General features: G+C 27.4%; 1 protein-coding gene. It reads left to right on the top strand.

The window, feature by feature from the left end; translation table 11 throughout:
- Nucleotides 1-83: 83 nt before the first annotated feature.
- A complete protein-coding gene (locus tag KQ44_RS00005) occupies nucleotides 84-1,901 on the top strand; it encodes a methyl-accepting chemotaxis protein (RefSeq protein WP_096735705.1) in 1,818 nt (605 codons plus the stop codon).
- Nucleotides 1,902-2,151: the final 250 nt, after the last annotated feature.

Raw genomic sequence — 2,151 nt, 5'->3', positions numbered from 1 at the left:
AAAAGTATAATTATTTTTGACTTTGTTAATATTATCTATATATTATAAAGTATATGTTTTTATTTTGTATAAAGGATTTTATTATGAAAAATAGATTAATGCTTAAATTCTTAGCTCCTTTTATAATATTTTTATTATTATTATTTATCATAATTTGTTTTGTTTACAGACCTTTATATAAATCAAGATTTTTAAGAGAAAAGCATCTTCAAACTTTAGAAGCTAAAACAAGAACTGAAGGCTATGTTGAAGAGCTTAAAAATACTATATATGTTATGGCGGCATATTTAGAATCTAATCCTAGCTGGGTGGAATTTGGAAATTTTATTACAAATGTTCAGAAACTTAATACTGGATATTTAAATGTTTATTTTGGAGGAAGTGCTCCTTATCCAGATGGAGGAGTCTTTATGAATACTTTGGAAGTTTATCCTTTAACTTATGATCAAACTTCTAGGGACTGGTATAAGGATTCTGTTTCTGCTAATGATATAATGATTAGCGATCCTTATATTGATTTTGCTGTTAATAAACTTACGGTAACATTTGGTAAGGCTGTTTATACTAATGGAGCTCTTAAGGGTGTATGTGCCATAGATTTTGCTAATATTAATGCTATTACAGAGAGCCTTAAAAAGAATTTTACAGAAGATGTTTATATAGTTTCTGAAGAAGGTATTTTTATGACTCATGAAAATAGTGACTATATTTTGAATGAAACTAATAATTTATTTACTTATGAAATATTTTCTGATTTTAAAAATAATTTATCATCTCATATTGGGGATTTGAATATTATAAAAGATGAATGGTATTCTATTCAAAAAACTGATAATGCTCCTTGGATATTGGTATTTAAAGGAAGTGCTGAACCTTTTTATTCTCAGTTCAGATTTATGATGATAAGTTTGTTTTTATGCATAATACTGCTTATAGTGCTTGAGTTTATTTTAGTAGCAAAAATAGTGATACCTTTATCCAATAATTTATATCATGCTATTACTATAATGACTTTGATGCAGGACGGAAGATTTGACAGTCAGTTTGATGAAAAAGAATTAAAAAGAAAAGATGTAACAGGTGTTTTGGCTAATTCTATTAATGATATGCAGCATATAATGCATACTATAGTATCAGAATTAAAGACTAACATATCTATCATTAATACTTCTTCAGAAAAGATATCTGGAGGGATAGATAATTTATCAAATCGTACTTCATCTCAGGCAGCAGCTGTTGAAGAGATTACAAGCTCTATAGAGAATCTTTTTTCTGCTATATCAAATACTTCAAAAAATTCATATAATGCCAAAAATATGAGTGCTAAAGTTACAGAGTCTACTCAAGATGGAGTTTCTGCTGTAAGTGAAATATCAAATAATATGATAGAAATTTCAGAGTCCAGCAAAGAAATATCCAATATTACAAAATTGATACAGTCTATAGCTTTTCAAACGAATATATTGGCACTTAATGCTGCAGTTGAAGCAGCACGTGCTGGAGAGCAGGGCAGAGGATTTGCTGTTGTTGCTTCTGAGATTAGAGCTTTAGCACAGAATGTTAATGAGGCTGCTGGAAATATAACAGGTATAATAGAAAAAACTGTTACTAAAATAGAAGTAGGAGATGAATCTGTAAAACGTTCTCTAGATATACTTGTTGAAATAGAAAAATCTGCTAAAGATGTATTTGATATACTTTCTCAAATATATGAATCTGCTTCTGAAGAAGAAGAGAGTGTAAAACAAATTAATACTGCTATGAATGAGCTTAATAATATTACACAGGAAAATGCAGAACTTGTTAATGAAAGTTCTATACTTGGAAAAGAAGTAGTACAGGGCACTAGCAATTTATCATCTGAACTAGAATATTTTAAACTTAATTCTGATTTTAAATAATTATAGATGATACAGATTTGTATTTTTTATACGGCTTATATTAAAATATACACTATAATTTTTTATTTATAGTAATTTTTATATATTGTTTTTGTTTTAAATGTAATAAAATAATATGTAAAAATGCAATACTGCATTTCGGGATTGCCACTTAGCAGCAAAACACTGCAAATATACAAATTAAAAAAATCATTATTTGGCAAATTGTAGTTGTTTATGTATATATAAAATAAAAGCCTTACCAAAAAGT

Source organism: Brachyspira sp. G79, from assembly GCF_002379365.1.
Taxonomy (GTDB): Bacteria; Spirochaetota; Brachyspiria; order Brachyspirales; family Brachyspiraceae; genus Brachyspira.
Note: the sequence above shows the minus strand (reverse complement) of the source record. Positions and strands in the feature narration are given on the sequence as shown.